The organism is Sphingomonas colocasiae, assembly GCF_019880585.1.
Lineage (GTDB): Bacteria > Pseudomonadota > Alphaproteobacteria > Sphingomonadales > Sphingomonadaceae > Sphingobium_A > Sphingobium_A colocasiae.
The window spans coordinates 458,036-481,946 of the sequence record NZ_JAINVV010000001.1 but is presented as its reverse complement, the minus strand read 5'-3'; the positions used below and the strand labels follow the sequence as shown (position 1 = coordinate 481,946).

Below are 23,911 nucleotides of genomic sequence, written 5' to 3'. Positions count from 1 at the left end.
TAACATTCATGCGACAGTGAACAATTTCTACCTTTTCACGCGCCCATCCTCATCGGAGCGGCGACCTCGACAGGTCGCACGAAAATCTCCCTGGACGGCCGCCCAGGGAGACATATGTTCCTGATCCGAAAATCCCGGCGCGCCGCAGCGCAGCCCGTCCGCTACGGCAGAAGCGCCATGACGCCGATCCTGTCCTTCGGCGCATTGACGATCTGGATGCCGTAGCGGCCTGGCGCCAGCTCGAAATCCACGATCTTGCGAATGCCCGAACATTTGGGTCCATGGCCATGGCCGGTCGACGACACAGCCGCACCGTCCTTCACAAGATCGATCCACGCCCCCTGATCGAGCGCGATCCGAACCTTGCCGGCTGTCTCGACATTGAACCAGGCGACGCCGACATACATGCCCGTCACCGCCTCCTTGCCCGGCGCGGCGGCCAGTTTCAGGCTGCCGGCCGGCGCCAGCACCATCTCGCTGCGCGTGCCGGGCTCGAGATCGCCCGTCATCGCCGTGCTCGCCGACCAGCCTGCCCATTCGACCGGCACCGGTTCGCATCCCTCCTGCGCCGCGACGGGTGCCGACAGAGCGATCAGCGCGAGCGCGAACAGGCGAAAAACCTTCATCTCACTTCCTTCCGAACAGCTTTTCGATATCGCCATGCGCCAGCTTCACCCAGGTCGGGCGGCCATGATTGCACTGGCCCGAATGCGGCGTCACTTCCATCTCGCGCAGCAGCGCATTCATTTCGGCGACCGAAAGCACACGCCCCGCACGGACCGAGCCGTGGCATGCCATCGTCGCCGCGACATGGTCGAGCCGCTCCTTGAGCGACAGCGCTTCATCATAGGCCGCGAGTTCGTCGGCCAGATCGGTGACGAGCCCGGTGACGTCACCCGCGCCGAGCATCGCGGGCGTGGCGCGAACCAACATCGCGGCGGGGCCGAAGCGCTCGAGCTCCAGCCCGAACTCGGCGAGTTCGGCCGCACGCGCCTCCAGCCGATCGCAGGCATTCTCGTCGAGTTCGACGACTTCGGGCAGTAGCAGCGCCTGCCGCGCCACGCCGCCGTCCGCCACCGCACGCCGCATCCGTTCGAGCACCAGCCGCTCATGCGCGGCATGCTGGTCGACGATAACGAGGCCGTCCTCGGCTTCGGCGACGATATAGGTCTTCGCCACCTGCCCGCGCGCGACGCCGAGCGGGTGGCTGACCGTTTCGGGCGGCGGCGCATAGGCGGGTTCGGCCCGCGCCATCGGCGGGGCGATGAAGGATGCGCGACGATCCCAGAGCCGCGACTCCGTGCGGGGCGCCGGCGCGAAATCGAATGCCGGCGTGGCGGCGGTCGAAGCCGGTGCTCCCCACCCCGCGCCCTCCGGCGCCGCGGGGACGTTTTCGGTCTGCCACATTTCGAGCGCGGCCTCCGCCGGACGCTGGGCGCTGCGATGGCCGGCTTCGTCGAGCGCGCGGCGCAAACCGCTGACGATCATGCCACGGACCAATGCGGGGTCGCGGAAGCGGACCTCGGTCTTGGCCGGATGCACATTCACGTCGACGGCATCGACCGGCACCTCCAGGAACAGCGCGACGACCGGATGGCGGTCGCGCGCAAGTACATCGGCATAGGCGCCACGCACCGCGCCCGCGAGCAGCCGGTCCTTCACCGGGCGGCCGTTGACGAACAGATATTGATGATCGGCGACACCGCGATTGAAGGTAGGCAACCCGGCGACGCCGCCGAGCCGCACGCCCTCGCGAACGAAATCGATGGCGACGCTGTTATCGACCAGCGCGCGATCGGTCAGCGCCGCGACGCGCGCCGGCCCGTCCTCCCCGCCCTGCACCGCGATCGCACGCCGCCCTTCATGTTCCAGCGTGAAGGCGATATCGGGCCGCGCCATGGCGAGGCGACGGACGACGTCGACGCAGGCGGCATATTCGGCGCGGGTGGAGCGCATGAACTTGCGCCGCGCCGGCACTTTCTCGAACAGCCGCTCGACACGGATGCGCGTGCCGGGCGGAAGCGCAGCCGGCCCCTCCCCTTCAAGCCGCCCATTGTCGACGATGCGCGACCAGCCATCGGCGCCGCGCACGCGGCTTTCGATGGTGAATCGCGAGACGCTGGCGATCGACGGCAACGCCTCTCCGCGAAAACCCAGTGTCGAAACCGCCTCTATGACGTCATCGGGCAGCTTGGACGTGGCGTGACGCTCCAATGCGAGCGCCATTTCGTCGCGTTCCATGCCGCATCCGTCGTCGGTGACCTCGATCAGATCGATGCCGCCACCCTCGATCCGGACGCTGATTCGCGTCGCTCCCGCGTCGATCGCGTTCTCGACCAGCTCTTTCAGCGCGCTGGCGGGGCGTTCCACCACCTCGCCGGCCGCGATTCGATTGACCAGATGCTCCGGAAGACGGCGTATTGACATGGAGGCGGGTCTAGCCCAATCGACCGCTTTCCGCGACCCGGCGTTCAAAGAAATTCGGTGCCGAAAGAGCTTCTCGGGCGCCTGCGTGGAAGCCATATCAGCGGAGCCGGAAACGGCCGGCTCCAAGCAATGTCTGGACGGTGAGAATGTTTCTGTCGCGCTTCTTCAAGATGATGTCGCATGACATGGCGATCGACCTGGGGACCGCCAACACCGTCGTTTATCTGCGCGGTCGCGGCATCGTGCTCAACGAACCTTCGGTGGTCGCGATCGAGACGATCAATGGCGTCAAGAAGGTGAAGGCGGTCGGCGACGACGCCAAGATGATGATGGGCAAGACACCCGGCAGCATCGAGGCGATCCGCCCCTTACGCGACGGCGTCATCGCCGACATCGACGTCGCCGAACAGATGATCAAGCACTTCATCCACAAGGTGCATGGAGGCAAGGCGCGCGCCTGGCGCTTTCCGGAGATCGTGATCTGCGTGCCCAGCGGCTCCACCTCGGTCGAGCGCCGCGCGATCCGCGACGCCGCTTCGAACGCGGGCGCCAGCCAGGTTTTCCTGATCGAGGAACCGATGGCCGCCGCGATCGGCGCCGACATGCCGGTGACCGAGCCGATCGGATCGATGGTCGTCGATATCGGCGGCGGCACCACCGAAGTCGCGGTGCTTTCGCTGCGCGGCCTCGCCTATACGACGTCCGTCCGCGTCGGCGGCGACAAGATGGACGAAGCGATCGTCTCCTATGTCCGCCGCAACCATAACCTGCTGATCGGCGAAGCCACCGCCGAACGGATCAAGCAGGAAGTGGGCGTCGCCAAGACCCCGCTCGACGGCGTCGGCAAGACGCTGCACATCAAGGGTCGCGACCTTGTGAACGGCGTGCCCAAGGAAATCACGATCAACCAGGGCCAGATCGCCGAGGCGCTTTCCGAACCCGTCGGCACGATCGTCGAAGGCGTGCGCATCGCGCTCGAAAACACCGCGCCCGAACTGGCGGCCGACATCGTCGACCAGGGCATCGTGCTCACCGGCGGCGGCGCATTGCTCCAGGGGCTGGACGAAGTGCTGCGCGACGAAACCGGCCTGCCCGTCACCGTGGCGGACGATCCGCTGACCTGCGTGGCGCTCGGCACCGGCCGCGCGCTGGAGGATCCGATGTTCCGCGGCGTGCTGCAAACCGCCTGACCGGCGAAGCGCGGCCATGCCCCCGCAAAACAAGCGGCGCCCCGGATTCTCCCGGAAGGCGCAATACGGCCTGTTCGCCAGTTACGTGGTCGCCGTCACCGGCGCGCTTGTCGGGCTGCTGCTGGTCATCACCGCCTGGGTCGATCCGCGCGGCAGCAATGCCGTGCGCGCGGCGATCACCGATCTGACCAGCCCGATCTCCGGCGCGATCCGCGCGGTGGTGCGCGGCGCCGGATCGGCGGGCACCGCCGTCTCCGACTATTTCGACGCCGCCAACAAGAATGCGGCGATGCGCCGCGAGCTCGAAGGGGCGCGTGCGAAGCTGATCGCCGCCCGTTCCGCCGAATATGAAAACCGCCGGCTGAAACGGCTGCTCGCCATATCCGAGACCAGCCCGACGGTAACCGCCGCGCGGCTCGTCAGTTCGTCGGCATCGAGCACACGACGTTTCGCGATCCTGAGCGCCGGCAGCACCAGCGGCGTGCGCCATGGCCAGCCGGTACGCGGCGCCACCGGCCTGGTCGGCACGATCGTCGAAGTGGGTCTGGCCAGCGCGCGCGTGCTGTTGATCACCGACGCCGGCACCGTCGTTCCCGTCATCCGCATTTCGGACGGCCTGCCCGCGATCGCCAGCGGCACCGGCGACGGGCGGCTCGAGATCCGCAGCCTCAATGCCGGCGCCAATGTCTTCAAGGCCGGGGATATCTTCGTCACGTCCGGCACCGGCGGCGTCTATCCACCGCAAATTCCCGTCGGCATCGCTATCCGCGCGGCGGGCGACACCGCCACGGCGCGGCCGCTCGCGGACCCCGCCAAGCTCGATTTCGCGCTGGTCCAGCCGATCTATCAGCCACTGGCGGCTGCTCCGCCCGCACCGGAAGAACCGGCCGAATGAGCGCGGTGCGATGAGGCAGGCGATCCGCTCCGACCGCGAGGAGCGCGTCGCGCGGCTGCGCGGCCAGATTCTGCCCGCGATCTCCACCGTGCTGGGATCGGCGGTGACATTGCTGCCGATCGTCGCGGCCGCCCCCATCCTGCCGCCTTTCGGCCTGCTCATGCTGCTGTCGTGGCGGTTGATCCGTCCTGAACTCTGGCCCATCTGGGTCGGTATCCCATTGGGCCTCGCCGACGATCTTCTGAGCGGACAGCCGATCGGCAGCGCGGTGCTGCTGTGGACGCTGGTGCTGCTCGGCATCGATCAGCTCGATCGTCGCACCATGTTCCGCGATTACTGGCAGGACTGGCTGATCGCCGCCGCGGCGATTATAGTCTGCCTGGCCGGGGGGCTCCTTACCGCCAATATCACGGGCGGACATACCGAGTTCGCAGTCATCGTGCCGCAGATCCTGTTTTCCGTTCTGGCCTATCCGATCGTTGCCCGCTTCTGCGCGCTGCTGGATCGCTGGCGCCTGTCCTGACCGCCACGTGCCAAACCGGAAACCGCCCCGCATCCTGTCCGAAGCGCAGCAATCGCTGACCTTCACCCGCCGCGCCATGTTCCTGGGCGCGGCGCAGGCCGGCGTCGGCCTGGTGCTGGCCGGGCGCATGGCCTGGCTCTCGGTCGCGGAAAATGAGCGTTATTCGCTGCTGTCCGAAAGCAATCGCGTCAACCTGACACTGATCCCGCCCCGTCGCGGCTGGATCGTCGATCGTTACGGCAAGCCGATCGCGATCAACCGCACCGATTTCCGCGTCGACCTCATCCCCGATCGCGTCACCGATGAATCGCGCGTCGTCGGCACGCTCGCCGATCTGCTGAACCTGGACGAGGACGAGCGCGAACGCATCCTGACGGAGTTGAAGGATGCGGCCGGCTATCAGCCCGTCCAGGTTTCGGGCGGGCTCACTTACGAACAATATGCCGCGATCAGCGTGCGCATGCCCGAACTGGCGGGCGCGGCGCCCGCGCGCGGCTTTTCGCGCTTCTACCCCGATGGCGCGGCGGTCGGGCATCTGGTCGGTTATGTCGGCGCGGCATCGGCGGCGGACTATGAGAAAACGCGCGACACGCTGCTGATCACCCCCGGCTTCAAGGTGGGCAAGGCCGGTATCGAGAAAGTGCTCGATGCCGAGATGCGGGGCAAGCCGGGCGCGCGACGCACGGAAGTCACAGCGCGCGGCAAGCTGGTGCGCGAACTCGCGACCCGATCCGACGTCGCCGGGCAGACCATCAAGCTGACGATCGACGCCGGGCTGCAGGCCTTCGCCGCGCGGCGCATCGGCGTGCAATCGGGTTGCGCGGTGGTGATAGACTGCACCAATGGCGACATCCTCGCGCTCACATCGATGCCCAGCTACGATCCCAACAGCTTCTCCGACGGGATCAGCCAGGGCGAATGGGCGATGCTGTCGGACAATGATCACCTGCCGCTGCTCAACAAGGCGATGCAGGGGCTCTATCCGCCCGGCTCCACCTTCAAGCCGATCACCGCGCTTGCGCTGCAGGGCGCCGGGGTCGATCCGGAAGAAGTCGTCTATTGCAATGGCGGCTACCAGCTCGGCAATCGCCGCTTCGCCTGTCTCGGCCGCCATGGGCCGATGAACCTGCACCGCGCCATCGCCAAGAGCTGCAATACCTATTTCTACACGATGGGCCGCCGCATCGGCATCGAGAAGATCGCCGAGGTCGCGGGCATCATGGGCCTTGGCAAGGAATTCCCGCTGCCGATGCCGTCGCAGAAATACGGCACCGTGCCCGATGCGGAATGGAAGCAGCGCCGCCACAAGCAGCAATGGAGCCAGTCGGACACGCTCAACACCTCGATCGGCCAGGGTTATCTGCAGGTGACGCCCCTGCAGCTGGCCGTCATGGTCTCGCGCGTCGCATCCGGCCGGGCGCTGGAGCCCCGGCTGATCGCCAGGCGCGGCGATGCCGCACCGCAACCCCTGCCCTTCCCGCCCGAACATGTCGCGGCGGTGCGTTCGGGCATGGACGAAGTGGTCAACGGCAACGGCACCGCCGGGCGCAGCCGGCTCCAGCTCGACGGCATCCGCCTGGGCGGCAAGACCGGCACCGCCCAGGTGCGCAATTTCAAGGGCGGCGCTCGCAGCGGTTACGGCATCCCCTGGAAATTCCGGGATCACGGATTGTTCATCGGCTTCGCGCCGGTCGACAACCCCCGCTATGCCGTCGCGGTGGTGATCGAGCATGGCATGTCAGGATCGGGCGCCGCCGCACCGATCGCCAGCGATTGCATGCTCTATCTGTTCGATCCGGCCAAGGCGATGGAGAAGCTGACCGGGCTGGAAGCGGGCTGGGGTGGCGACATCGGCACGCGCATGACCGCGGAAGCCCAGGCCTATCGCGCCGCGCGCGCCGCAGCGGCCGACCCGGCGACCGCCGCCGCGCAGGCCGAAGCCGCGCAAGCCGAGGCAGCGGCGGCGAACGCGGCCAATATGGCAGCGCCGCCACCGCCGCCCTCTCCGGCAGCGACGCACCCGGCGGACAACGCCGCGCACAATGTGATCGAGGAAGCAGAATGAGCGGCCCGTCCTTCGTTCCGGCACCGCTTGCGCAACTGCCCTGGCGGCTGCTCATGCTGGTCGGCTTCATCGCAATATTCGGGCTGGTTGTGCTCTATTCGGCCGCAGGCGGCCATCTGAAGCCCTGGGCGTTCTCCCAGGGCCTGCGCTTCATGGTCTTTGTCGGCATGGCGCTCGTGCTGTCGCGCATTCCGGAGCAGTTCTGGAAAGCGGCGGCCTTCCCGCTCTATATCGGCATATTGGTGCTGCTGATCCTGGTCGAGTTGCTCGGCTTTGTCGGCGGCGGCAGCCAGCGATGGCTCGATCTCGGCATCATCCGCATCCAGCCGTCGGAGATGATGAAGCTGGCGATCGTACTGGCGCTGGCGCGCTTCTACGATCTGCTGCCGGTCGGCGACATTCGTCGCTGGCGCGCGATCTGGCCGCCGGCGGTCGCGATCGGCGTGCCTGCCTTCCTGGTGATGCTTCAGCCCGATCTCGGCACGGCGCTGATGATCATCGCCGGCGGATTGACCGTCATGTTCCTGGCCGGACTGCCGCTGCGGCTGTTCGTCGGCGGCGGCGCGGCGCTGGCGGTGATCGCGCCGATCGCCTTCTTCTTCCTGCTTCACGACTATCAGCGCAATCGCGTGCTGATCTTCCTGGATCCCGAAAGCGATCCGCTGGGGGCCGGCTACCATATCAGCCAGTCCAAGATCGCGATCGGTTCCGGTGGGATCTTCGGCAAGGGCTTCCTCAACGGCAGCCAGAGCCATCTGGACTATCTGCCCGAAGGCCATACCGATTTCGTCTTCGCCACCATGGCGGAGGAATGGGGCCTGATCGGCGGCCTGCTGCTGATCGCCGCATTCATCCTGGTCGTGCGCTGGGGCGTGACGCTGTCGCAGCGCGTCGACGGCAAGTTCGCCCGGCTGGTCTCGGCGGGTCTCGCGACGACGATCTTCTTCTATGTCGCGATCAACCTGATGATGGTGATGGGCCTTGCCCCCGTCGTCGGCATTCCGCTGCCGCTGTTCAGCTTCGGCGGATCGGCGATGATGACGGTGATGATCTGCGTCGGCATCCTGATGGGGATCGAACGCAGCAACCGGCCACGCGGCCGATTCGGCTGAAAGCCGCCGGATTCGAAAGTTTCCGGCCCCTCCACCTGACATAAGGCCCGGCCGAAAGGACCGAAATCGCAGCGCCTGCGCGCACTCTTAAAAAAAGTCGCACTTCCCATTTGCATCCTCGGAAAACCGATGCTAACGGGCTGCCTCCCAACCGGCGGTGCTCCTGGAGCATCCCGCCACCAAGGCCGGTACGGACGCATAGCTCAGTTGGTAGAGCAGCTGACTCTTAATCAGCGGGTCCTAGGTTCGAGCCCTAGTGCGTCCACCATCTTTTCAATGACTTAGACAAAGAAATGCGGAGCTTCCGACCTCCGACGTCGGCTCCGGGCAACATTCTGGGCAACATTTCTGCGCGGGTTCTTGCTGGGTTTCACGTGCGACAAGCGGTACATATTTCTCCGCGAAAAATGCACGAGGTGCCGATTGAGATCATCACGCGATGATTCCGTGCATGCGGCATGGCGCGCCGCTGCGCCCTACTTCGCCGGTCACCTCAACTGCATAAACTGTGTCCGAACTGAAATTGCGCCACGGGAAGCGAACATCGCTGCCTCGTGCTCCGCAGGTGCTATTGTAGTGGCCTGCAAGTGGAAGCGAATTTCGAACGCGGAGCGTGTGAATACTAGCGCGCAAAGCGATCGGCAGTAGAAGGTATGCGCCCCGCCAAAAGGGCGGGCGGAGTAGCCAGATTGACGTTCAGTTTCGACGCCCTCTCTCCCGCAGATTTCGAAGACCTTTCCCGCGACCTGCTCGGCCGTCAACTCGGCGTCCACTTTGAAGCCTTTGGGCCCGGCCGCGATGGGGGTGTCGATGGGCGGCATGCCGCGGCGGGCGGCACGACGATCTTACAGGCCAAGCATTACCGGTTATCGGATTTCGATGCGCTAGCGCGCACGATGCGAAAGGAACGAGTAGCGATCGATGCCCTGACGCCGGATCGATATCTGCTGACGACATCGCGACCGCTCACACCGCCGGCGAAAGACCGACTAGCTGCAATCATCGGACCCAGCCTCCACGGCACCGCCGATATCTTCGGCAACGAGGATATCAACGGACTGCTACGAAAATATCCCGATGTTCAGAAAAGCCATGTCAAACTCTGGCTATCGGGATCGGGAGTATTGGAACGTGTGCTCCATGCCGCCACGTATAATTTCACGACACTGACACGAGATGACATTCAGGCCAAGCTCAGTGTCTATGCCGAAAATCCCAGCTTCAAGGCTGGTCGCGACATCCTGGAGGCGATCCACGTCCTAATCGTGTCAGGGCCACCCGGCGTCGGCAAGACCACGCTCGCAGAGATGCTGAGCTATGCCTATCTTGCCGAAGATTGGGAACTGATCGCGATCCGCAGCCTCGATGATGCGTTCACCCATATCGACGACACCAAGCGGCAAATCTTCTTTTTCGACGATTTTCTTGGCCGGATCGCGCTCGATGCCCGCGCCCTTTCCAACCAAGATTCCGATCTCGCCCGATTTATAGGCCGTGTTCGCCGTACGCCAAACGCGCGGTTCATCTTGACTACTCGCGCCTATATCTACGAAGCGGCGCGACTTCAGTCTGAAGCGCTGTCCACGCGTGCTTTCGACGTCGCCGGCTATGTACTGGACGTCGGCGTCTATACCCGCCGCATCCGGGCGCGCATCCTCTACAATCATCTGATCGTCGCCGGCGTGCCGGAAGCGCACATCCAAGCACTGGTCGAGCACAACGCAATCAAGAAAATTGTCGATCACGACCACTATAATCCGCGCATCGTACAGACCTTGACCAATGCCGACCGCGTCGAGGAAATCGCGCCGGCCGATTATCCCAAAGCATTCATCGACGCGCTCGACGATCCGCTAAGCGTCTGGGATAAAGCGTTCCGCACCCATATTCCCAGCCGCTGCCGGCATCTGCTGTTTGCGATGTTTGTTAGCGCCGAACACGGCGCCGAGATCGAGGATCTCGAAGAAGTCTTCCTACCTTTGCACCACACCCTGTGCCGCCATTTCTCGTTGTCATCGGGCCCCAAAGATTTCGAAGAGAGCTTGCGAACGCTTGAGGGCAGCTTCGTCACGATCTCGAACGGCCGAGTATCGTTGATCAATCCGTCGGTTCGCGACTATCTCGCGCAATATCTGACTGACGGGGCGCTGCTCCGCGCTATGGCTGAGGGAATGGCGACGCTCCGCGCCGCGCGGGCGCTCTACGATCATTTCAAAAAGATGCCTGAGGTGAGCCGCGAGGACAAAGCAGCTTTCCTAACCCCCTTGATCCCCGTTGCTGCAAATGCGGTAAATGAGAACCCTTGGAAGGCGATCCGGGACGAACCCAACCGGCGGCGATGGCTTGGCATGTCTTATTCCAGTCAGGTCGAGTTGTTGCGGGGATGGTGGAAGACCAGCAAACGTCAGGAGTTCCTCGACGCGGCCCTGGTTGTGGCATCCAGCCGTGACATCTGGTTCAGCTCCTGGGCCGATGGCCGTTTAATGCCGCGGCTGATCGCCAGCTTGCGCGGCGCCCCCAAGGTGGAACGCGAACAGACCACCGCCTTGGTCGAAGCGCTGGAGGAGCGGTTGATCCAGATCTTGAATGTTGATCTCGACCTCGACGATGTCCAGCGCATCCGCGCCGAAGTGCTCCCACGCAGGGGGCATTTAGCGCCACGTATCGGCTGGACTGCGGATTCCGCAGCGCACCGCGTGATTGCCGAGCTTCCGAACAATCTCGAACATGTCGATTCCGAATCCGCGCTCGAAGACTATACAAAGCTAGTCGATGAGCTTGGCCCCACTGTTGGCGCTACAGCCGCTGAGATCGCTCGGGCCAAGGACGCCATATCCAAGCGCGCCGACCGTCTGCGTGCAAACACGCCAGAGGAAGACCCGCTATCTGTACAGGGCGACAGCACGATCGAGATCGATTGGTTTACTGATGAAGATCTGCGCAACCTTTTTGCACCGCTGCTCAGGTCCGAAGATTAAACGCGGGCAATTCTTCCGTCGAGGCCTCAACGTCCTTGATATCTCCATTTCATACCCGCACCGGATCGAGCACCTCTTGTTCGAGCCAGTAAGCAGCGTCCGACGCGAGGAATTTTGCGAGCGGCTGGAATGCCGAATTATCCGCAAAGCTCTCAAGCGCTTTGATTGCCCCCACTGCCCGTCCATTCGCCGTAGCCAGCTCGGCTGACATCAAATGTGGGATGACGGGAACTGGTACCGATTGTTCAATAAATCGCCCTATCCGTATTCCGCCGGGATCGATATCTCCCCAATGGTGGATCACAGGCACGCTGGCGCTTGCTGCAATATGCCTGAGCGCACGTACCACGCCCTGCGCCGGGAAGCCGCCGCAATAAATTACGACGTCCTCCTCGCCACGCACCTCGCGAACGTGCCGATGGAAACTTTCCAGGTTCTCGATGGTCAGCACTGACCGCACCGGGCCCAACAGAGTGGCGTCACAGAGCGCCTCCGGGGGAACGCCGACATAGGTGAGGTCGCCTTGGCTTCCATGCACACTGACGGGGCCCGCGATCAGTACGGGCTGCGGAAATTTGGCCAGCCCCAGACTATCTAGAGCTTCGTCCCGAGACATGTCTGGGGACAGACGTCCGTTCGCCTTCAGGAAGCTCAGGAGCTTGGAGAGATGGCGTTCTATGGCCTTGCTGTCGCCCAGCAAACGCGCCGAGCGGGTTCGAAGCGGCATGGGACCACTATCGAAGATCGTAAATGCACCCTCCGCTGCCCGGAGCAACGCGAGCGCTTCGTCTGTCGCCCCGGGCGCGATGGCAAGGCAAGGTTTGCCAGCCCCCCACTTGGCAAGGATCTCGGCGAGCAGTTCGCGCGACACGTCCGTTGTGGTCTCAAAATCGCGGAGCGCGGCGGCACCGGCCTTTTGCTGAACAGAAAGCGGTGTACGACCGATATGCCGATAGAGCGCATTGGCATCGGCTAAAACAACCCGCGCAATGAGATGTGGCGCGTCGCGATCCCAGTCCAAGGTGACGCCACCAGTGTCACGGGCTGCGGTGAGCGCTTGCACAAGGCGCTCGCGATCCGCGGTCTCGGCGAAAGCTTGCGTCGGGTGCGCAGTGATCCTTCGCACCGTTCCCGCGTCCCGTTCGTATCGATCGAGAAGTGAATGGAGCAATGCGCGTGGATCGCCGTGGCGCTTCATTGCTCCACGGGCTCTGTAAGCGGTCGATAAGCTTCAACGCCGCGGTGTGCGGGATTGGCGTCAATGAGCGCCTGCCTCGCTTCGGCCTTAGGATAGGTGACGGTAATAACCGGCTCCTGCGTATCAGGCCTTCGATTAACCGACACGATGGTGTCGACCGTTTCGAGGAACATCGCACGAACCTTCTCGGGGGCGGCGATCACGGGTTGTAGATGAAGATCACCGAAAAATGCGAGCAGCGCCTGGGTGTTGGGCGCGTCGAGATTGTTGAATGCCTCATCGAAGACCACAAGACCGAGCCCCTCGGGGTCGCCATGCGCTGTCTTGGGATAATAGGCAGCCGCCATCGCCGCACCGACCGCAACATAATAGGGCGCCTGCTTCTGACCGCCCGACCCCGTGACGGAACGCTGACTCAGCGTCGTCTCCTGCCCGCGATCGTTCGTCATATGGAGATCGAAGTCAAAGAAGCGGCGATAGTCCTGGAGGTCCTTGACGAGGTTGTCATCTGACAAGCGCCGCTCAAGTTCGCGAAAGCCTTCGCGAACCTTGGGATCGAGCCGGTCATCGTCGAGCATTGCAAGGCCAATGTCGTGTTGACCGGCAATAGCTTCGGCAAGCGTGTGGATGGGCTTCATCGCAGCGTTGACATGATATCGGAAGGCATAGGTTTGGCCGGTGAAATGCCGTCCTGAAAGATTGCGATTGAGGCGCTCAATCTGCGCGCGTGCCTTCTGGAATTTATCCGAGAGACGATTGATGAGTCCCTCGGTCAAGTCCTTCTCCATCTGGACCAATGCTTCTTCGAACGAGGCGCGATACTGGCGAAGCTCGTCCTGTTCGAGCTGACGTTCCTTGGTCTGGCACCAGCGGAGGATGGCAAGGTCGCTGTCATCGGCCAGAGGTGACGAGCCGAGATAGGCGTTTACGAAATTGCCGAACAAGGCACGTCCACGCTTGACGCTTTCGTCCGCCAGACGCGGCAGGTTTTCCGTATCGCGCTTCGCCTGGGCAGCAATATCGGCAAGGATCGCTACCGGATCGGCCTCCTTGACGGCCATATCCACGGCAACGCGCGTTCGTGTACGGATAAGTTCGATCGTCTCGGTGACTTCGGCCACTTCAATCAAGCTTGCCAGCGGCTCGCCGACTTCCCGCACTGAGCAGGCTTCTTCCTCAGCTTCGCGCGCGGCCCGTTCTCTCAGGGCGACGCCGATATCGATCTGGACCTTCGTGTCTGCATCGCGCAGTTCCTTGAGGCGCGGTTCGATCTCCTCATCGATTTCCTGCTTATATCCTTTGATGTCTTTTTCGATGTCGGCGATTTCCTGCCGCGTCTTGCGGGTCTCCGGAGTCTCGACCTGCTCGCGCGCGGCCGCATTCCCGCGCAAAGACGCCTCGGCATCGACCATCTCGGCTAGTGCGACCGCCAAAGCATCATCTGCGTCTTCGGCGAGGACTGCCATTGCGGCAAGCACTGCGGTGATTATGTCGCGCTTTCCAGCTAGATCCTTATAGCTTCGCGATAGCTCGGCAAATTCGTCGCGCGCCCTCTCTATGTTGGCGCGCTGCGCATTTTTACCGAATATCGGCGAAATGTCGCGGTAGACCCGAAGCCCCATACCAGCCGTGGTCTTGCCGCGCTTAGTAATCGCCTGTTCTTTGTCGCGCAAATCCTCATCGCTGTCCGCTCGCTCGAAACGCCCGACCTGCCGTTCGATGAAAACCTGCGCATCGCGGCTTTCCGTGACAAGGATGGCTGCGATTGATGTCGAGGATACCGATCCACGCCACTCCCTTGTTTTTCGCGTGTCGATAAGTCGGCACCCGGCGAGTTCACGTCGTTCGCGATAAAGGATCGAGAAAGCGTCGGACAGGCGTTCGGTCGGAACAAGCAACGCCTCACGGTTGGCGCCGAGAAGCATCTCAAGCGCCATGGCCCAACTCGGATCGGACACATCGACGAGGTCAGGCAACGCAGTGGCCTCGATCCCATCTGCCGCAAGCAACCGGATGAAATCGCGAACATGGCGCGAGAGGAGCGCTCCTTCGCTTGTATCTGCAAGCGCTTGTTCCAACTCGTCCATGCGGACCTTCTGACGGGTAAGATCGTCCCGCATCGCCTCGTCTTGTTGCTGAAGGCTCTGCCGCGCGCCAGCGAGCGCCAGCACTTGGCGTTCGAGAGCAACAAGTTCGGTATCAATAGCCGTGAGCGTGTCCGCACTGCGGCCGCGAGCAAGCGTGATGAGTTCGCCGGCGGCTCGCAGGCCGTCCTTCAAATGTGTAGGCACCCGCTCCGGTATGCGTGACAGTTCGGCCAAGCGAATGAGCTGAGTCAAACGGCGCTGCGCCGCGTGGCGGCCTTGGCGCTGCTTTTCGAGAGCGGCGGTCTTTTCAATATCGAGCGAACGAAGCTGCGTAGAAGCGGACGCCTCGACGAGAACAGACTTGAGGCGGAGAACATCCTCCTCGCACTGCCGGATCGATTGCTCCTGGCGCCGCTTGGCAGCGCCTTCCCGCTCCACCTCTTCGGCGATCTCGTCGCGGCGCTTGTTGTGGCGTTCGAGCACCAAATCATACCGCAGTCGCTCGGCATGCGCGATCTGGAAGCTGAGGACATTATGACGGACGCGATGGCGCGCCCAAGTTTGCATGCGTTGACGCGCCTCTGAAATCTCTTCGAGCTGCTTTTCGCGTTTCTTCACTTCGCTTTCGAGGAACCGATAGCGCTCGATCGACCCCTTGAGGGCCTCGACGTCGATATCATCCTCTTCCAGGATGTGTTTGCGTACAAAGCTGGTGGGATCATCAATCGGCTGGAAGGCGATCGACTCTCGGAAGTTCCGCAACACCTGTCTAGAATCCGGAGCGGTGCTACGGGGACGCATCGCAAGAAGATAGTCGTCGACATAGCCGATCGCGCTGCCCGCATGATTTCGGAACTTTGGTGATAGCTCTTTGAGGCGCTCGATCAGCCTGGGCGCGTTCGGTATGACCCGCTTGCCGCCTTCCCGCTCTTCGATCAGATCTCGAATATAAAGTCCAAGGTCCGGGGCCACGAAGCGCGCGCGCAAATCATGTTGCGATTCACCGATATGCGCGCTGAAGATGAGCCCGACTGTGATCGGCACTCCTGTCGTTCGATCGCGGAAAACCAATGCAACCAGCGAATCCGCGGCGTCGCGGGCCGGCCCCTCGGTCGAGATATGGCTGTCGAGCCCGAGGCAGTAATCTCGGATCGTGCGTTCATTCCGGCCGCCGGTGGACTTGTTGAGATCATAGAAGCGGCTACTCGCCCCGGTCACAATGACCTGAAGCGCATCGATGATCGTGCTTTTGCCGGTACCCGTCGGTCCGAGAATCGCGACACTGCCACGAACGTCGATATCCTGGCTAACAAGCCGCCCCCAATTGTGGAGAACGATGCGCTCTAGCTCATGCATCGTCGTTCTCCTCCCCGACAGGCTGGTCGCGATCGCCATTTTCAGAGTCGAGGCCCCTCGCCTCGCCTTGTTCAGTAAGCGGCTCCGAACCGATATTCGCACGATAATCGGCCACATGGGCCAGCATGGATTCAGGCGTGGCGGGACCGCTCGCCTCGGCATCATTCTCGTCAAAGGCTTTGCGCTCAAGCCATTGGATGACGCCTTCCACATAAACATCGGAAACCAGGACCGTGATTCCGGGCATGATCATCAACTGGGTTAGCTGCTCTTCGGGATCATTCTCCCCGATGCGCACGAGACCTTTACGCTGAAACTGCCGCAATATTTCGATCAGGCGCTTGATCGTGGGCGGCTCCTCGCCTGCCGCACGAAGCCTGTCGTAAATATCATCGGTGTTGATATCGACGCGACCGCGGTCGTCGAGGGAGCTGATTCCTTCGGCGTAGAGCAGCCGAAGGACAAGTAATACGACAGTCTCGTCCTTCTTGAGCCGTGCCATATGGACGCCATAGACGATATTGTCGGTTTCCAGCACGAGCATATGCGCTACGGCATGGTGCACGAGACGATAGCCGAACGCTGCAAAGATCGGGCGAACATGCGCCAAATGCCGAGCGATAAGGCGATAGGCCGGCGGATAGGGCCAGTCCTCATACAGGCACTGATGGAAGAGCAAGGCCTGGAGCGCAGACTGAAGATCGCTCTCCTCGATCTTGCCGGCATCGAGAATGGCCGCGACTTCCCGAAGCTCAGCCATTGGCAGCCTCAACTGCTTTGCGCCGCACAACAAAATTGCGCCGTTCGATCCAATCGTTGGTCACGGTTCCTGCGCGCTCCTCATATTCAAATCGGTCGTTCAAAGGAAAAAGCCCCGACTCATGAAGACGCTCGAAGGCAAGAAAATCGTCGAGATTCCTCACAGGAAAATCATTTGCTGCGAGTTCGTCAGCTTCACCCATCGCTTCCTCAACGTAGATCGCCAACCGCTCCGGCGTGACACCGACCCGACGCTGGAAAAGATCGATTGCCCGCAGATAGAAAGCAAGCGCGGGGTCTGGCGGCCGCACCTCAACCTCGCGTTCGATCGGTTCGCGCCGGCGTTTGGGCGGGAGATAAAGCTGCTGCGGCGCCATTGGCAGCGTTTCATGTTGCAGGCGCGTACGCGCCTCAACCTTGTCCTCATCATTCAGCGTCGACTTGCCGAGGAATTCGAGCGCTGTGAGAATGCGCTCTGTACTGATCGTTGCCATCCGATCGCTGAAGCGCACGACGTTGGTCATTCGCCTCTCGATCCGGAAGGTTGTCGTCTCGATATCCCGGACGTGGTCGTCGATTGCAGAAAACACGCGGATCACATCGCGCAGATCGTTGATGATATCCTCGCGCGCGGGTCCCGCCTTGCGTGCGATACCGCCCTTAACCCAGCCTTCGGCAACGAGGGTGAGTACATCTTCATCGGCGAGCAGCGTCTCGCCAAGCTCTATGATCTCACCGCGAAAACGATAGGGACTCTCGCGCGTGTGAAGGTTGCGATAATCTTGAACCACGCTCGCTTCGATAAAGTCGCGTACGAACCGGCGTACGAGAGCGGCTGCTGTCGGCTGAGCCATGATCAGCCCTTCGACCCGGCGCATCGTTCCGGCCACCGTCCTGAGGTGATTCATGAAGCCACGCGCAGCCAAGGCGGCCTCGCGAACATTGAGCGCTTTAGCCTTCGGCTCTGCCGCGACTGACTGGAGGAGCGTGAGAACATTGAGGACCGCGCCGCCGTACGAACGCACCCGGCCACTCTGGATATCGAGTAACGTATGAAGCAGGAGCCTCGCGGCAGGATCAAAATCAACGACCTTGCGATAGCGGTCGCGATATTCGATCAACCAGCCGGTTTCGACAAGCCGGTTATACGCATTAATATAGCTCTGGCTGGATCCACTCGCCTCGCCTGTCAGCGCCTCGACCGCGCTCGCTCGCCCTATGCGATCGATAAACTCCGAAATGGACACATAAAGTCGCTTTCGGGTGACGATTTCCCCTGCAACGCCAAAGGCGTCGTCGGCTAAATGCGTAAGTAGGTCAGCGAAGAAATAGCGAGAGGAGCCCGCGAACAAACGGAAAAGCCCGCCCGGAACCGTTCCAAAGAGCGGTTTCTCAGTTGGTACGGCCACAAAATCCCCCATCCCCGCGAATCCGTGATCCGCACGGGAGGATGTTGGTCACCCCGCCTTCAAAAGCAAGATATGCGAGTTCCGCCCCTAATTCGAAACCAAGTAAGAGACACAGTGTGAGCAGTCCCTCCGATCCGAATGAGCCGCGGCGCCATCCTCTCGCCGCCCACTTCAAACGTCGCTCAGAAATGCGACATGAAATCGGCCTTCTAAGAAATCTTCCCGATGACGAAATTCTGGCTGCTTGTCGCAGCACGCCGGGATTCGATGATCTCGAAAGCATTTATAATTTTTACATCGATCGTACACATCCACATACGCTGCAACTAAGTTTCGGGAACCGTTCGATGTTTCGAATGACGCCTGACCTTAAGAAAACAGCGGCTGAATCCGGCCCGACGCTCGTCTACAGCTTCTCCGGCGAGCAATTCGTGACCATCCTCTACCCAGCGAAATCTGACATCGCCCGGACTCACGAAGATCATCTATTCCTTCAAATTGGCGAAACGAGCGCAATAAAATTGATCGAAGGAATGCCCGGCGACCTTCGTGATTTGGTGGCGTATGCTCATGTTTCCAGCGTCGATATGGAATCATCATTTTACGAGGATGTTAGAATCTGGGCGCTCCGGTGGTCATGCCCACGCGGGGAAGACGGCAAGTTCGAGAAACCGCGCATTTGGCTAACGCTGCTGACTCTCGCCAAATTCGGCACGCGTACAGCGACGACATCGCTGATCGTTTCAATCCTGAAACCGATGGGTGTTTTGATTGCAGGGGTCCTGCTGGCTTGGCTTGGGTTTGAAGCAGGCCTCATCCAATGATGGAGCTTTCTTGTCAGATGGTGTGAGGGCCATGTGGGGCAGCGCGACGGCATCACCTTGCCAGACACACCTTTAGAGGAAGCCAGGGGGCGGCATCATGAAAATTTCACGGATCAATCAGCTTCGGGACCTCGCCGTCTTCCATCGATATGCGCCGGCGGCCACCGAAGCCGATTTCTGCAAACTCAATCTCATCTATGGTTTCAATGGTAGCGGCAAGACGACGCTCTCCCGCCTCTTCGCGAGTATGGAACGGGGCGCCCTCTCCAAGGATCTGCCAGTCGGTGGCCGCTTCGAATTTGCCCTAGAGGGGGGCACCGTTGTTGCACATGACGCCAACCTCGATAGACTCAAGGGCCAGATCGCCGTGTTCAACGAAGATTTCGTCGAAACCAATTTCCGGTGGCGAGAAGGCAGCGCGAACCCGGTCTTCTTCCTCGGAGAGGAGCAGGCAGGATTGGCCGACGAGCTTCGTCAGACGCAGGAAAAACAGGAACCGGCGCGTGTCGACCATGACCAGCGCAAACGTGATCGCGCCAAAGCCGAAACAGTTTTTGCCAATTTCAAACGCGATACCGCACGCAACATTGCGGAACAGTTTGGGTTCGGCCGCTCCTACATCGCGACCCAGCTAGATCGTGATTATAGTCGCGAAGCGCCGAGGCTGAAACTAGAAGACACCGAGCAAAGCAGTCAGCGGGCAATCTTGGCTCAGACCGCGCCCAAGCCAAAAATCGAGCGCATCACCCCGCCTGAATTTAACAGCGAAGAATTCCGAAATCGTCTGATCGATTGCCTGTCTGCAAGCGTCGGAGCCATAACACTCGCTGAATTTCAACGGCATGAGGAAATGCTACGTTGGGCCCAAGAGGGGCTGGAATTTCATCGGAGCCACGACCTCGCGACATGCCTATTTTGCGGAAACGGCCTTTCTCGCGATCGATTGGCTCAGTTGGATGCCGCGATCGATGATCGCCTCGGGCGTATCAGCGCCGAGGCGCAGGCTCTGCTAGATGAGGGACGCACCCAGCGTGATGTTCTCTTGGGACTCTCCGGGCGCATGCCGTCGGAAAACGATGTCGTTGAAGGTCAGAATATCTTACTTCAGCATCGTAACTCCGCCGAAAAAGCGATTGGGCTTGCACGCGAAGTTCTGGCGAAGGCCTTGGGTCAGCTCGAACAGAAGGTTCGCCAGCCGAACGGGCGCCTCGAAATGCCCGTATCTGCGACCGACATGGCAAGCTTCGGGGATGACCGTGGTTTTCAGGCTGCCATCGCGGGCATAAATCAGATTATCGATAAGCATAATATGGCGACCGACCAGTTCGAGGCGCGGCGACAAGCAGCACTCGACCGGTTGAAGGATCACTATCTCAGTCTTTCGGAGACGCGCTACCGCGAACTGGAGCGCAGCCTTTCGCAGGCGATCACCGCCGAGACGAAAGCTGAGGCAACCGTGCGAGCGCTCAACGAGCAGGTGATCGACCTTAGAGGTAAATTGCTCCAGCATGGACCGGCAGCGACCGCCATCAATGCCCTGGTCAAAGCCTATCTGCGTCACGGAAATATTGAGATCGTCGCAGCGCCTGCGGACGCGGAAGGAGCAGAGGGCTTCCAAATCCGACGCAACGGTAGCGAAATTGTTGGCGTTCTCAGCGAGGGCGAAAAAACCGCCATCGCATTATGCTACTTCATCTCGACCTTGTCTGCGGAAGGCCGCAAGATCAGGGATCTGATCGTTGTTGTAGATGACCCGATTTCCAGCCTCGACACCAAGGCTCTGAACTATGCGTTCACCTTGCTTAAGAGCCATTTGTCGGGAGCGAAACAGGTCTTTCTGCTGACCCACAACATCTACTTCATGCAGGAATGCCGTAAGTGGCTCTTGAACATGAGCAAAAAGGAGCCGCCTACGGCCGCGCTGCTGTTTATCGAAATCACACAGGATGAGAGCGGCAAGAGGACCTCTCGGATCGACAAGCTCCCCAAACTCCTCCGCGATTATGAATCAGAGTATCATTATCTCTTCCAGCATCTCAAAAATTTCGCAGCGAGCGAGGGACTCGCTTATGATCATTTCTATCTGATGCCCAACGCGATGCGGAAAGTGCTCGACATTTTCCTTGCGTTCAAATTGCCTGGCCCAGATGGGCTAAGGTCGAAGGTCGAGAGATTGGCGGAAACACTCACGAGCTTTGACGGAAATCGTCTGATGGCACTGGATCGGCTGGTTCAGTGGGAATCTCACGCGGACAATCTCGATGACCTAGTGTCGTTTTCTTCCATGACGATTGAAGAGGCGCGCGATAGCGCGAACGCGATTCTGGCCCTGATGGTCGAAATGGATAGGCCACATCATGATCGCCTTATGCATCTCTGCGCCTAACAAAAGATGGGCCTAGGCTGAGCGGGGCGCCGCGCCAATGCAGCGATCGATGCCGATCAGGCGCGGCTGCCCGGACTGCGCATGATAATGGAGAAGCCGCAAAGCAGCTACCGGCAATATATCGAAATGGTGCGCCTATTCCCCTAATCGGCGAAGGCGATTGAACGCTCGGCGGGTTCATCGCGAGCCTGCCGCAGGACGGCAACTGCCGCTCGAAGATTCTTCTCGATTGCGGACACCGATAGCCCCACCTCCGCAGCCAGCACCTTGTGGGGCATGTCGTTGAACCGGCTCAGTTGGAATATCCGGCGCCGGGTCGCGGGCATTGCGTTCAGCGCTTCCACCACGCGTTCCAATGAACATCGGGCATCGAAAGCCTGCTCCAGATTTACTGCATCATCAGCGGCGTCAAACTCGGCATCCATGGCAATGAATTCCACTCGTGCCTTCCGCCGATGCCGGTCAATCGCCAGATTGCGAGCAGCCCGATAGATCAGGCCGCAAGGATTATCGACATGATGCCCCGCCTCCGAGGAGACTAGAAGCTTCACGAAGCAATCCTGAACGATATCGTCGATATCGCAGGGGCGCGCCCAAGCCAGCAGTTGCCGCCGCAACCATGGCTCGTGAGGAGCGATATAGCGTTCAAACCATATCGACTGCGACAGCTCGTCCGAACGATTGCAAACATGAGGCGAAGGCGACGGAAAGCTGTTTGATTCAAACGCATCGCCATCTTCAGCTGCGCCCCAGCTATTCCCAGAAAACTCCATCGATCATCCCTCCCACAACGAATGACGTTCGGGTCGAGCCACCTCCGGGTTTGCATTTGAATTTTTGTCGGAATTTTCGCGCGGGCGCGAAGAACGATCAGGGAAGCATGGATGCGAATATAGGTGATGCTTATATCGCTATAAGCTGCGCCATTGCAGACTGCAGTGCCGCTCGAGACTAAGCTCGCACCATGAAACAATCAGACGCATCAAAGCGCCGCGCGGAAGCGCTCGCGATGCACCGCTCGGGCATGACCTACAAAGAGATCGGTGACCGATGGGGCGTAACCAAGAGCCGGATTGGTCAGCTTGTCCAAGCCGGACGCCGAGCAGAAACTTACGTCCCGCCCGAGCCAGAGCGCGAGCCGAGAATTACGCTCTCCACCAAAATCAACGATCTGTGGCTTAGCCGTCGCGTCACCAATCTCCTTGCCAACTGCGATATCAACACCGTCGGCGATCTGGTGAAAGAGCAGCGCGAGGTTTTCCGGCGCGAAATGCTGCGCGTGCCGAACTGCAACGAAAAGGCATGGAGGGAAATCGAGCGGGTATTGGACGGCATAGAGCTTGAAAACCCGGCTAACGTGGCGAGCGCGCTTTCTTGAACGATCGATCGCCTTCCAGAAACGCTTCGAGCATCGCGGGCACCAGCTCATTGACGGACACCGTTTCGCCATAGGTCTCGGCATAGTGCGCGGCATAGGCATCAAGCGCGGTTGCCAGCTCTGGCAGGATCGCGATCGTGAGTTTGACCGGCGTGCGATTGGGAAGGCGCGCTAATCGTATGCCTGCCATTATCGCCTCCAGGGTTTCAGGATGATGTCGCGGTGGACGATGACCCGAAGCGATGCTCCGGGCCGCACTTTGAGCGTCGGCTGCACGTTCAGATTTTTCGATGTGATCTGCTGACCGGCATTCGCTGCATTCTGCTGCGCGGATTCGCGAAGCGCCCGGACCAGATCGCTCTCGCCCGATATGGAGAGTTCGGTCCCGACGCCGAGCAGCGTCGAGAGTGCAATCCCCTTTAGAAGCTGCCACTCATGAAAATCGACTTTGTCTTCGAGCCCCGCATAGCCCGATGGATCGGCCGCCGGGAGATTGTCGAGCCGAATCGAGCTGCCATCGGGAAACAGGATGCGCTGCCATTTGAGCAATGCGCGCTTCTGCCCGAACGCGACGACGCTATCATATTCGCCAATCACCCGCGCGCCTTGCGGAATGAGGACGGTCCGCCCCGTCACGCTGTCGCGCGCATCCTCGGTCACCTGCGCGATCACAAGTCCCGGCAAATCGGAGTTGAGCCCAGTCACCAGGCTCGCGGCGATGATGCTGCCGGCACTGATCGTCCAAGGCGACGGCGCTACCTCGACCCTATGTGCGCTGACATTCGGCCCATTATCAGCCTGCGATGCGAACCGACGCTTGCTGTCCTGCGACTGCATCTCGCTCCCCTCGCCTGCCGTGGGTGGAGCAAACGGGGCGGGCGCCAAGCCATCAGCCGCGAGCGCCGGACGATTTCCTATCCCGACCAGAACGGGTGCGCCGCGCATCTGCCTTTGCTCGGCAAGCTTCCGCTCGCGTTCGGCCGCCTCCGGATCCTCGGTTGCCATCGGCGGCGGCTCGCTTCCGGGCAGAGCAGCCATCGCATCGTCATGCGCCACTATCGCACGCCCCAAGTCACCCGGCAGCTTCGGTCCAAGCGCGGGCGGGTCGGGATAAGCGCCCGGCGCATTGCGCAATTCTTCGGGTGCAAGGCCGATATCATTGTCGTCACGAACCGTGGGCATGGTCGGGCGCGAACCGAGCGCATAGAGGCTGAGGCCGGCGAGCCCCAGTGAGGCGCCGCCGACAAGCGCGATGATCGCGCCTTTGCGAAAGCGCGCGATGGGCCGGCGCCGACCGCGCAAGACCAAGGTCTCGGGATCGACC

At 61.3% G+C, this 23,911-nt stretch carries 18 protein-coding genes and 1 tRNA gene; 10 read left to right on the top strand and 9 right to left on the bottom strand.

The genetic code is table 11. The features are described 5' to 3' along the window. Window positions 1-161: 161 nt before the first annotated feature. Together K7G82_RS02285 and mutL are read right to left on the bottom strand one after the other, a co-directional pair. Entirely contained in the window at window positions 162-626 is a 465-nt protein-coding gene (locus tag K7G82_RS02285; protein ID WP_222988189.1) for a homogentisate 1,2-dioxygenase, read from the bottom strand. Window position 627: 1 nt separating this feature from the next. After that, window positions 628-2,427, bottom strand: a complete 1,800-nt coding sequence (gene mutL / locus K7G82_RS02280; protein ID WP_222988188.1) for a DNA mismatch repair endonuclease MutL — start codon at window positions 2,425-2,427, stop codon at window positions 628-630. Window positions 2,428-2,573: 146 nt separating this feature from the next. Between mutL and K7G82_RS02275 the strand changes: the two genes are divergently transcribed. From K7G82_RS02275 to K7G82_RS02245, 7 genes are all read left to right on the top strand, one after another. Further along, window positions 2,574-3,617 (top strand): rod shape-determining protein, encoded by a 1,044-nt coding sequence (locus K7G82_RS02275; protein WP_222988187.1) that lies wholly within the window; start codon window positions 2,574-2,576, stop codon window positions 3,615-3,617. A gap of 16 nt (window positions 3,618-3,633) precedes the next feature. Then, a complete protein-coding gene (mreC, locus tag K7G82_RS02270) occupies window positions 3,634-4,512 on the top strand; it encodes a rod shape-determining protein MreC (protein WP_222988186.1) in 879 nt (292 codons plus the stop codon). 10 nt (window positions 4,513-4,522) lie between these two features. Further along, window positions 4,523-5,035 carry a rod shape-determining protein MreD gene (gene mreD, locus K7G82_RS02265; protein WP_222988185.1) on the top strand — a complete coding sequence of 171 codons (513 nt, stop codon included), beginning with the start codon at window positions 4,523-4,525 and terminating at the stop codon, window positions 5,033-5,035. 76 nt (window positions 5,036-5,111) lie between these two features. After that, window positions 5,112-7,100: a penicillin-binding protein 2 gene (mrdA, locus tag K7G82_RS02260; protein WP_222988380.1), complete on the top strand. Its 1,989-nt coding sequence runs from the start codon at window positions 5,112-5,114 to the stop codon at window positions 7,098-7,100. Continuing rightward, window positions 7,097-8,212, top strand: coding sequence for a rod shape-determining protein RodA (rodA, locus tag K7G82_RS02255; protein WP_222988184.1), 1,116 nt, complete (start codon window positions 7,097-7,099; stop codon window positions 8,210-8,212). The genes mrdA and rodA overlap by 4 nt, the downstream gene beginning before the upstream one ends. A gap of 192 nt (window positions 8,213-8,404) precedes the next feature. Beyond that, window positions 8,405-8,480, top strand: a tRNA-Lys gene (locus tag K7G82_RS02250). 421 nt (window positions 8,481-8,901) lie between these two features. After that, window positions 8,902-11,190, top strand: a complete 2,289-nt coding sequence (locus K7G82_RS02245) for an nSTAND3 domain-containing NTPase (protein ID WP_222988183.1) — start codon at window positions 8,902-8,904, stop codon at window positions 11,188-11,190. Window positions 11,191-11,239: 49 nt separating this feature from the next. Here K7G82_RS02245 and K7G82_RS02240 read toward each other — a convergent pair whose 3' ends face one another. The 4 genes from K7G82_RS02240 to K7G82_RS02225 are packed head-to-tail and all read right to left on the bottom strand — an operon-like array spanning window position 11,240 to window position 18,011. Next, window positions 11,240-12,388 carry a Wadjet anti-phage system protein JetD domain-containing protein gene (locus K7G82_RS02240; protein ID WP_222988182.1) on the bottom strand — a complete coding sequence of 383 codons (1,149 nt, stop codon included), beginning with the start codon at window positions 12,386-12,388 and terminating at the stop codon, window positions 11,240-11,242. Next, complete coding sequence (locus tag K7G82_RS02235) at window positions 12,385-15,831, bottom strand: SbcC/MukB-like Walker B domain-containing protein (RefSeq protein ID WP_222988181.1); 3,447 nt, start codon at window positions 15,829-15,831, stop codon at window positions 12,385-12,387. Before K7G82_RS02235 ends, K7G82_RS02240 begins: the two co-directional genes overlap by 4 nt. Further along, window positions 15,824-16,591 (bottom strand): DUF4194 domain-containing protein, encoded by a 768-nt coding sequence (locus tag K7G82_RS02230; RefSeq protein WP_222988180.1) that lies wholly within the window; start codon window positions 16,589-16,591, stop codon window positions 15,824-15,826. Before K7G82_RS02230 ends, K7G82_RS02235 begins: the two co-directional genes overlap by 8 nt. After that, on the bottom strand, window positions 16,584-18,011 hold the full coding sequence (locus K7G82_RS02225; RefSeq protein ID WP_222988179.1) for a Wadjet anti-phage system protein JetA family protein: 1,428 nt from the start codon (window positions 18,009-18,011) through the stop codon (window positions 16,584-16,586). The genes K7G82_RS02230 and K7G82_RS02225 overlap by 8 nt, the downstream gene beginning before the upstream one ends. Window positions 18,012-18,115: 104 nt before the next feature. On the opposite strand from K7G82_RS02225, the gene K7G82_RS02220 reads away from it, so the two are divergent. Beyond that, on the top strand, window positions 18,116-18,823 hold the full coding sequence (locus tag K7G82_RS02220; RefSeq protein ID WP_222988178.1) for a hypothetical protein: 708 nt from the start codon (window positions 18,116-18,118) through the stop codon (window positions 18,821-18,823). A 97-nt stretch (window positions 18,824-18,920) separates the two neighbouring features. After that, on the top strand, window positions 18,921-21,209 hold the full coding sequence (locus tag K7G82_RS02215; RefSeq protein WP_222988177.1) for an AAA family ATPase: 2,289 nt from the start codon (window positions 18,921-18,923) through the stop codon (window positions 21,207-21,209). Window positions 21,210-21,352: 143 nt separating this feature from the next. Here K7G82_RS02215 and K7G82_RS02210 read toward each other — a convergent pair whose 3' ends face one another. Then, the gene (locus tag K7G82_RS02210; protein WP_222988176.1) at window positions 21,353-21,982 is read right to left on the bottom strand and encodes an RNA polymerase sigma factor; all 630 of its coding nucleotides are present in this window, start codon (window positions 21,980-21,982) and stop codon (window positions 21,353-21,355) included. Window positions 21,983-22,173: 191 nt separating this feature from the next. Here K7G82_RS02210 and K7G82_RS02205 point away from each other — a divergent pair, with 191 nt between their 5' ends. Then, window positions 22,174-22,587 (top strand): helix-turn-helix domain-containing protein, encoded by a 414-nt coding sequence (locus K7G82_RS02205; RefSeq protein WP_222988175.1) that lies wholly within the window; start codon window positions 22,174-22,176, stop codon window positions 22,585-22,587. Here K7G82_RS02205 and K7G82_RS02200 read toward each other — a convergent pair. Both K7G82_RS02200 and K7G82_RS02195 read right to left on the bottom strand, forming a co-directional pair. Further along, a complete protein-coding gene (locus tag K7G82_RS02200) occupies window positions 22,562-22,777 on the bottom strand; it encodes a DUF2274 domain-containing protein (protein ID WP_222988174.1) in 216 nt (71 codons plus the stop codon). The two genes, K7G82_RS02205 and K7G82_RS02200, sit on opposite strands and share 26 nt — an antisense overlap. Next, complete coding sequence (locus K7G82_RS02195) at window positions 22,777-23,625, bottom strand: TraB/TrbI/VirB10 family type IV secretion system protein (RefSeq protein WP_343228508.1); 849 nt, start codon at window positions 23,623-23,625, stop codon at window positions 22,777-22,779. Before K7G82_RS02195 ends, K7G82_RS02200 begins: the two co-directional genes overlap by 1 nt. Window positions 23,626-23,911 lie beyond the last annotated feature (286 nt).

Coding starts and splice junctions, on each gene's coding strand:
- mreC (WP_222988186.1), top strand. CDS start 3,634: ATGCCCCCGCAAAACAAGCGGCGCCCCGGATTCTCCCGGAAGGCGCAA.
- K7G82_RS02195 (WP_343228508.1), bottom strand. CDS start 23,625: ATGGCTGCTCTGCCCGGAAGCGAGCCGCCGCCGATGGCAACCGAGGAT.
- mrdA (WP_222988380.1), top strand. CDS start 5,112: ATGTTCCTGGGCGCGGCGCAGGCCGGCGTCGGCCTGGTGCTGGCCGGG.
- K7G82_RS02215 (WP_222988177.1), top strand. CDS start 18,921: ATGAAAATTTCACGGATCAATCAGCTTCGGGACCTCGCCGTCTTCCAT.
- mutL (WP_222988188.1), bottom strand. CDS start 2,427: ATGTCAATACGCCGTCTTCCGGAGCATCTGGTCAATCGAATCGCGGCC.
- rodA (WP_222988184.1), top strand. CDS start 7,097: ATGAGCGGCCCGTCCTTCGTTCCGGCACCGCTTGCGCAACTGCCCTGG.
- K7G82_RS02200 (WP_222988174.1), bottom strand. CDS start 22,777: ATGGCAGGCATACGATTAGCGCGCCTTCCCAATCGCACGCCGGTCAAA.
- K7G82_RS02210 (WP_222988176.1), bottom strand. CDS start 21,982: ATGGAGTTTTCTGGGAATAGCTGGGGCGCAGCTGAAGATGGCGATGCG.
- K7G82_RS02285 (WP_222988189.1), bottom strand. CDS start 626: ATGAAGGTTTTTCGCCTGTTCGCGCTCGCGCTGATCGCTCTGTCGGCA.
- K7G82_RS02225 (WP_222988179.1), bottom strand. CDS start 18,011: ATGGGGGATTTTGTGGCCGTACCAACTGAGAAACCGCTCTTTGGAACG.
- K7G82_RS02240 (WP_222988182.1), bottom strand. CDS start 12,388: ATGAAGCGCCACGGCGATCCACGCGCATTGCTCCATTCACTTCTCGAT.
- K7G82_RS02205 (WP_222988175.1), top strand. CDS start 22,174: ATGAAACAATCAGACGCATCAAAGCGCCGCGCGGAAGCGCTCGCGATG.
- K7G82_RS02235 (WP_222988181.1), bottom strand. CDS start 15,831: ATGCATGAGCTAGAGCGCATCGTTCTCCACAATTGGGGGCGGCTTGTT.
- mreD (WP_222988185.1), top strand. CDS start 4,523: ATGAGGCAGGCGATCCGCTCCGACCGCGAGGAGCGCGTCGCGCGGCTG.
- K7G82_RS02230 (WP_222988180.1), bottom strand. CDS start 16,591: ATGGCTGAGCTTCGGGAAGTCGCGGCCATTCTCGATGCCGGCAAGATC.
- K7G82_RS02275 (WP_222988187.1), top strand. CDS start 2,574: ATGTTTCTGTCGCGCTTCTTCAAGATGATGTCGCATGACATGGCGATC.